The 7,337-nt window shown below is 70.4% G+C and carries 6 protein-coding genes; all 6 read right to left on the minus strand.

The features are described from left to right. Nucleotides 1-934 (minus strand): type II secretion system F family protein (locus ACT84W_RS07585; RefSeq protein WP_444328760.1); only part of this gene is annotated, 934 nt, incomplete at its 3' end. Next, nucleotides 913-2,253 carry a CpaF family protein gene (locus ACT84W_RS07590; RefSeq protein WP_417574910.1) on the minus strand — a complete coding sequence of 447 codons (1,341 nt, stop codon included), beginning with the start codon at nucleotides 2,251-2,253 and terminating at the stop codon, nucleotides 913-915. The genes ACT84W_RS07585 and ACT84W_RS07590, both read right to left, overlap by 22 nt. Next, nucleotides 2,250-3,488 (minus strand): nucleotide-binding protein, encoded by a 1,239-nt coding sequence (locus ACT84W_RS07595; RefSeq protein ID WP_444328761.1) that lies wholly within the window; start codon nucleotides 3,486-3,488, stop codon nucleotides 2,250-2,252. The genes ACT84W_RS07590 and ACT84W_RS07595 overlap by 4 nt, the downstream gene beginning before the upstream one ends. Continuing rightward, nucleotides 3,485-4,186 carry an SAF domain-containing protein gene (locus ACT84W_RS07600; RefSeq protein WP_444328762.1) on the minus strand — a complete coding sequence of 234 codons (702 nt, stop codon included), beginning with the start codon at nucleotides 4,184-4,186 and terminating at the stop codon, nucleotides 3,485-3,487. The genes ACT84W_RS07595 and ACT84W_RS07600 overlap by 4 nt, the downstream gene beginning before the upstream one ends. Nucleotides 4,187-4,496: 310 nt before the next feature. Continuing rightward, complete coding sequence (gene rsgA, locus ACT84W_RS07605) at nucleotides 4,497-5,684, minus strand: ribosome small subunit-dependent GTPase A (protein WP_417574907.1); 1,188 nt, start codon at nucleotides 5,682-5,684, stop codon at nucleotides 4,497-4,499. 10 nt (nucleotides 5,685-5,694) lie between these two features. Further along, nucleotides 5,695-7,337: cation-translocating P-type ATPase (locus tag ACT84W_RS07610; RefSeq protein ID WP_444328763.1), on the minus strand; the 1,643-nt coding region annotated here is incomplete at its 5' end.

Below are 7,337 nucleotides of genomic sequence, written 5' to 3' on the forward strand. Positions count from 1 at the left end.
GGACCTTCCCTACGAGGCGGCGGATGATGGCGACCGCCGTCGCGTCGAGCGCCGCCGCCACAAGGACGCAGCCCGTCCCCGCCGGCGTGCAGAGCCCCTCTTGGAAGTCGGGGGAGATCGCCGCCAGCAGGCAGACCATGACGGCGGGCAAAAGGCACACTACCCGCACGGACATCCTGACCTGCGCGGTCTTCACCGCGAGCAGGCGCTCGAACTCGCCTTGCCGCTCCACGAGCACGGCGGAGCGCTGGAAGAGGCCCCGAAGCGGGCTGCCCGTGCGGTGCGAGATCACGAGCGCCGTGGAGAGGAGCCCCGCCCCAGGGGCCTCGAGCTCCCGCGAGAGGGCGGCGAGCGCCTCCTCGGTCGACATCCCGCAGCGCAGGCGCAAGCCGAGCCGGGCGAACGCCTCTCCCACAGCGCCGCCCACGTGCGCCCCCGCGTACTCCGCCGCCTGCACGAGCGTCATCCCCGCGCCTATCGCCACCGCCAAGGTGCGGAACACCGCCGGCATGGCCTTGGCCGCCTCACGCCGCAGCGCCTCGGCGCGGCGCGAGGCGGCGAGGGGAACGCCGGCGAGGAGCCCCGCGACGCAGACCGGGAGCATGAGCCATGACCCGAAGAGCGCCGAGGCCAGGATCCCCGCGCCCACGGCCGCGAGCACGAGCGCGCTAGCCGCCTCGCCCTCGTCGAGCCCAGCTCCCGCCGCGCCCGTCCGCGACGCCGCCCAGCGGGCGCACTCGCGCCAACCGGGCAACGCGAGCAGGGCGGACGCAGCGCGGCTCGCACCCAGGGCCCTGAGCAGCTCCGACGCACGCCGCAGCGCGCTTCTTGCCGCGCGCTCGGCGGCGAGAGGGGCGGCGTCCCCTCTCCCGGTCAGGCTCCGCGCGAGCGCCGCTGAGGACGCGGCCACCGCTAAGAGAAGGACCGCCTCCATCGCTCCACCTCCCCCTTGTCCAAGATCCCCACCTCGATGCCCTCCTCGATGAACGCGGGTTCCCGCTCGAGGTCCCACGCGCCCTCCCCGAGCCGGTACCGAACGCAGGTCGCGAGCTCGACTCCCCCGCCCTCGGCGCGGCCCACCTCCGCGAGCTCGGTTATGGCGCGCGACCCGTCCTTGAGCCTGCGCGACATCACGATGAGGTCGAGCGCCGTCGCCACCTGCTCGCGGATGATGTCGGGGGGAAGGTCCATCCCGAAGCGTGCCATGAGGACGAGCCGCACGACGGTCTCGTCCGGGGTGCCCGCGTGCAGCGTGGTCAGGCTGCCGTCATGGCCGGTGTTCATGGCCTGAAGCATGTCGATGCACTCCTCCCCGCGGACCTCGCCCACGACGATCCGGTCGGGGCGCATGCGCAGCGCGTTCTTCACGAGCTGGCGGATGGTCACGGCTCCCACGCCCTCGATGGACGCGTCCTGCGCCTCGAGCCTCACCACGTTGGGGTGAGCGTCGAAGCGGAGCTCGGCGGAGTCCTCGATGGTCACGATGCGCTCCCCCACGGGAATCTCGCACGAGAGCGCGTTGAGCAGGGTCGTCTTGCCCGATCCCGTTCCGCCCGAGACCGCGATCCCTTGCCGGCACACCACTGCCCAGCGGAGCAGCTGCGCGTACCATGCGGGCAGCGCCCCCAGGCCGACGAGCGTATCGAGCGAGCGGATGGAGTCCGTGAACTTGCGGATGGTCACCGACGGGCCGTCGATCGCCACGGGCCGCGCCACGGCGTTCACGCGGTCGCCGTTGGCCAGGCGCGCGTTCACGATGGGGCTCGACCGGTCGAGCCTGCGGCCCAGGGGCGCGAGGATGCGGTCGATGGATATGGTGATCTGCTCGGGCGAGTCGAACGAGACGTCCGCCTCGATGAGCTCGCCGTCCTTCTCGTAGAAAAGCGAGTCGCAGCCGTTGACCATGACCTCGGTGACCTCCGGGTCGTCGAGAAGCCCTTGGATGGGACCGAGGCCGCAGATCTCGTCGATGACCTGGCGCACGAGCTCCGAGCGCTCCTGCGCCGGGACCGATTCATAGCTGCTCGTGTTCAGGATCGCCTCGAGGGCGACGGCGAGCTCCGAGCGCGCCCGGGCGCCCTCGTCCTCCCCCAGCATCTCCGCGACGGTCGCCAAGCCGAGCCTATCGATCAAATCGCGCTTGAGGCGATCCCGCGCCTGCCGCATGCGCCGCGCCCGCTCGGCGCGGCCGACGTCCTCGGGGTCGCGCCCTTTCGCGGCCTCGGCTTCCTTGACCAGCTCAAGGACGCTCATGCAGACCTCGCCTCCTTCCTCCTGCCAAAGAACGACCTTTTTCTCGGCTCGCCGGCCTCCAGGGCGCGCTTGGCCGCGTCGTGCTCGGGCAGCTGCCCGAGCTCCGCCAGCACTTGGGCGAGCATCGTCGCCACCGAGTCCGCGAGGGGCACGCCGAGCTCGGTCATCTGGGAGGCCCGCCCCGCTGCGAGCAGCTCGGCGACCTCCTCGCCCCCGTCGGGCGCGCAGAAGACCCTCGCGGCCTCGAGGCCGATCTCCGCATGGAGCTGCGCCCGCCTTTTGCCCCTCGGGTCGCAGCGGTTCTCCAGCCGGGCGATCCGCGTCCTCGCGATCCCCAGGCGCACCGCCAGCCCGCCTGTGCGCGCATCCGCGGCGGTGGACCCCGGCCTTCCGTCGGAGACGATGAACAGGCGGTCCGCGAGCTGGGCGGCGGTCGCCGTCGCCTCAGTGAACGTCGTCGAGGTGTCCGCTATGACCAAGTCGCTCGCGGACGTCTGCGAGCAGATGAACCCGTTGAGCGAAGGCCCCGCGAGCTCCGCGTTCTCCGGGCGGTCGCAGGGCCCCGAGAGCCGGACCCCCTCGCACGCCGCGGCGCCGACCGGCCCTTTCGGCATGCCGTGGGAGAGCAGCCTCGTAAGGTCCTCCCCGCCGGGAAGCCCGAAGCAGCTGTAGAGGTTTCCGCAGGAAAGGTCGAGGTCCAGGAGCGAGACGCTCAGCCCCCAGCTCGCCGCGACGACGGCGAAGATCGCCGCGAGGGCGGTTTTTCCGACGCCGCCGCGTCCGGAGCAGAAGACGATCAGGGGAGCCCTCCCCTTGACGGGAGGGGGCGCCGGCACGACGCGCGCAGCGCTCGGAGGCTCGACCCGGAGAAGCTGCTTCCGCGGTGCTTCCCCGGCGCACGCCGGCTCGAGCTCGGCGGGATCGATGACCAAGTCGATTCCCGCGCGGGCGGCGCGCGAGCGCAGCGACCCCGAGGCGCCCCTCCTGACGAGCGAGACGCTGCGGAGCGTGCCGTCGGCAGCCATCGCCGCCGCGGCGTTCACGTCCGAGACCCCCTCGCCAAGCTCGCCGACCAGGGCCCATATGGATCCTGGTCGCTCCGCGGCGAGCCACCGGATGACGTCCGGGCTCTCCACGAACCGTGGCCTTGCGGTCGCCCCGAGCGAGCGCGACGCGAGGACCACGTCCTCGACGGAGCCGGGCTCCGCGCACGCGAGCCACTCGACCGAGCTCATCGCTTCTCACCGCCCTCGGAAGGCCCCTCCGGCATAACCTCCGACGGCGCCTCGGCGCCCGCTTCCGGCGAGACGTCGTCCGCGGGGACCGCGAGCCTCAAGCTCCCCTCGGCGCTCGCCGCGAGGATGCGCGAGACGTCGTCGGGGCGCGCCGCCAGGCTCACTGCCCCGCGGGAAACGGCACCCGTGGACTGAGCGGCCACAAGGGTGCGGATATCGCCCGTGATGAGCCGCGTCCCGTCGTCTCCCACCTCATAGGCGACGAGCCTGGAGCCCGTCGCGACAGAGGAGGGCAGCCCGAGTTTGTCCGAGAGGGGGACCTGCACTGCCATGTAACCTGCCGGGACCTCGGGCATCTCGCCCTCGTCGCGGAAGTTGAGCTCGGTTAGGGGTGCCCCCTCGTCGACGGGGACCGTGACCTTGCGGTCGATTGCGTCGCCTAAGCTCGTCAGAGCGCCCTTGGGGGCGAGGTCGCCGACCCAATCCTTCTCGACGACGTTCTGACGGCTCACGACGTCGCCCGCCTCGAGGCCGTCCACGGCGACCACGAGCCGAACGGACTCGCCGCCGAAGCGCTCCAGCACCTCCGCGCGCTGGCGATCCGCGTCGGCGCGCACTTCCTGGGCGTACAGCGCACAAAAGACGACCGTCAGCGCCGCAAAGCCGCCGGACACGGCGATCCTCATCCTCTTGTTCATGAGCGTCCCCTTTCCGCGGGCGCCTCAGGCGCTCGCATAAGGGGATTGTGCGCAGCTCAGCGCGTTCGTTCTTGGGAAGAAACCGCGGTATCTTCCCGCTGCCTCGCGGAAATCTACCCGATGTCTTGCCGCGATTTTCCCGAGCGGCGGAAGTTATGAACAACACCGAGCGAACGGGGGCCGACGTACTGGTATGGGCGCTGGTATGGCTCCATCGGAATCTCCATAGCCTCATCACAACACATAGACAGGTGCCCGTCGCTCACGGCAGCGAGCGACGGGCACCCATAGAAGCAGGCACAGCCCAGCCTCAGATCACCACGTCCGGGTCGAGCGATGCCGCGCTCTCGCGCATCTCGGCGGCGAGCGCCAGGTAGCACGCGAGGCGCACCTCCGAGAACCCCGCCGCGCGGACGCCGCAGCCGGGCTCGTGCGTATGCGTGCAATCGCGGAAGCGGCACTCGCGGGCGGCGTCCGCGATGTCCGGGAACACCTTGGCGAGTCCCCGCTCGTGCCCCACGATGGGCAGGCTGCGCAGGCCCGGCTCGTCCACGATCACGCCGGCGCCCGGAAGGCTCACCATCCTGCGCGCCACCGTGGTGTGGCGGCCCATGTCGTCGGCCTCGCGCACAGCCCCGGTCTCGAGGGCCTCGTGGCCCAGCAGAGCGTTGAGCAGCGTCGACTTGCCCGCGCCGGATTCCCCGAGCACGATGGCGACGGTCCCCTGCGGGACGAGCTCGCGTACCGCGGCGACGCCCCAGCTCACTCCCAGGCGCGCGGCGGCATCCCGGACGCGGCGCTCCTCGGCGCCCTCGGCCGCGCTCGAGGTGAGCGCGAGCGCGCACCCCTCTCCCAGCACCTCGCGCACGGCGGCGATGTCGGAGGCGAGCTCGCCGTCCGAGGCCCGGTCGGCCTTGGTCAGCACCACGGCGACCGCCGCCCCGCAGTCGCGCGCGATCACCGCCGAGCGCGCGATGCGCTCGCAGTCCGCGCCCCTCTCGCCGAGCTGCTGGACGACGAGGACCACGTCGACGTTGGCCGCGAGCGTCTGCTTCTCGCCGCGGGCCTTGCCCTTCCAACGGGCGATGTCGCTCTCGCGCGGGAGGATCTCCTCGATGAGGCCCATGTCGTGGCCGCCCGGCCTGCGCGCGCAGACCCAATCGCCTACCGCGGCACGCGAGTTCTCCCCATGGCGGAGCCCGCCTTTGGTCAGCCGCGCGGAGAACTCGGCGCGGAACACCCCATCGGCGCACAGGACGGCCGGGAACCCTCGGTCGAGGCGGACCACACAGCCCAGCTCCAGTTCGTCGGTTATGTCTGAGCCGGCGGCCTCACAAGCCCTCTCGCGGGCCGCCGCGAACGCCGCCTTCTGTGCGTCGCTCGCCGAGAGCTCCTCGAACGCCGGCAGATCCATCAGCGAAGAAAGAGCCGGCAGCGCCCCCTGGGCACCGCCGGCTCGCTTGTTGCTTCGCGCCTTCTTGTTTGAACGCTTGGCCACGTGACCTTCTTTAGTCGTCCTTCTCCACGGAGCGCATGATCGCCTTGTACACCTCGTTGAGCGGGATGATCAAAAAGGCGATGCCGAGCGCGGTGAGCGAGCCCTGAAGCTCCAGGCCGGGCACGCCGAAGAACATCATAGCAAGAGGCTCGACCTCGACGACGATGAGGGTGAGCACGAGCGCCAGCGCGGCGGCGCCCCAAAGCCAGAGGTTCTGCTTCTTCATGGTGAAGACGGACTGACGGCGGCTGCGCATGTTGAAGCAGTGGAAGATCTCGACCATGTTCAGCGTGATGAACGCCATCATGACGCCTTCCTCGTCCGCAGTGCCCGCGATCATGTCGGCGACGTTGATGTAGCCCATGTCGAAGTACACGCCGGCGAAGAAGCTCGCGAGGACAAGCGCGGTGATGATCAGGCCCTGGACGATGCAGTCAAGCCCCATGTGGCCGGCAAAGACGCCGTCGGACGCCTTACGCGGCTTGCGCTGCATGATGTTGCCCTCGGCCTCCTCCATGCCGAGCGCGAGCGCCGGGAAGCAGTCGGTGACGAGGTTGACCCACAGCAGCTGCACGGGCTGGAACAGGGTGAAGCCCACGAGCGTCGCGATGAAGACCGAGAAGACCTCGGCGAGGTTCGCGGAGAGCAGGAACTGGATGACCTTGCGGATGTTGTCGTAGATGCGGCGTCCTTCCTCGCACGCGGAGATGATCGTGGCGAAGTTGTCGTCGGCGAGCACCATGTCAGCCACGTTCTTGGTGACGTCGGTACCGGTGATGCCCATGCCCACGCCGATGTTCGCGCGCTTGATGGAGGGCGCGTCGTTCACGCCGTCGCCGGTCATGGCGACGATCATGTCGCGGCTCTTCCACGCCTCGACGATGCGGGTCTTGTGCTCGGGCTGGACGCGGGCGTAGACACCGTAGTCCTCGATGTGCTCGTCGAGCTCCTCATCGGACATCTTGTCGAGCTCGGCGCCGGTGATGGCCTGCTTACGGTCGGTGATGATGCCGAGGTTCTTGGCGATGGCGACGGCGGTGTCGATGTGGTCGCCGGTGATCATGACGGTGCGGATACCCGCGGCGTGCGCCTCGGCGATGGCGGGGGCCACCTCGGGGCGCTCGGGGTCGATCATGCCGGAAAGGCCGCAGAAGGTGAGGTCGTGCTCGAGCGCGTCGGCGCTGAAGTCGCTGGGCTTCTGGGCGTAGTGGCGGCTCGCGAGCGCGAGGACGCGCAGGGCCTGGTCGGCCATGGCCTTGTTCGCGGCGAGGAGCTCCGCGCGGCGCTCGTCGGTGAGCGGCACGACCTTCTCGCCGTCGTAGATGCTCGTGCAGCGGCCGAGGACGACGTCGGGGCCGCCCTTGGTGTACTGCTCGAACTCGTCGTCGAGGGTCTCGACGACGACGGACATCATCTTGCGTCCGGAGTCGAAGGGGGCCTCGCCCACACGGGGGTGCTCCTCGACGAGGCCGGTGAGGCCCGCCTTGCCCGCGTCGTTGACGAGCGCGCACTCGGTGGGCTCGCCCACGGCCTCGCCGGCCTCGGGGTCCCACTTGGCGTCGGAGCACAGGGCCATGCCGGCGAGGAACTTCTCCTCGGGCGCAGCGAGCTCGTGCTTGACGACGGTCATCTTGTTCTGGGTGAGGGTACCGG

It is taken from the genome of Paratractidigestivibacter sp., assembly GCF_052362415.1.
Taxonomy (GTDB): Bacteria; Actinomycetota; Coriobacteriia; order Coriobacteriales; family Atopobiaceae; genus Paratractidigestivibacter.

Coding starts and splice junctions, on each gene's coding strand:
- ACT84W_RS07595 (WP_444328761.1), bottom strand. CDS start 3,488: ATGAGCTCGGTCGAGTGGCTCGCGTGCGCGGAGCCCGGCTCCGTCGAG.
- ACT84W_RS07600 (WP_444328762.1), bottom strand. CDS start 4,186: ATGAACAAGAGGATGAGGATCGCCGTGTCCGGCGGCTTTGCGGCGCTG.
- ACT84W_RS07590 (WP_417574910.1), bottom strand. CDS start 2,253: ATGAGCGTCCTTGAGCTGGTCAAGGAAGCCGAGGCCGCGAAAGGGCGC.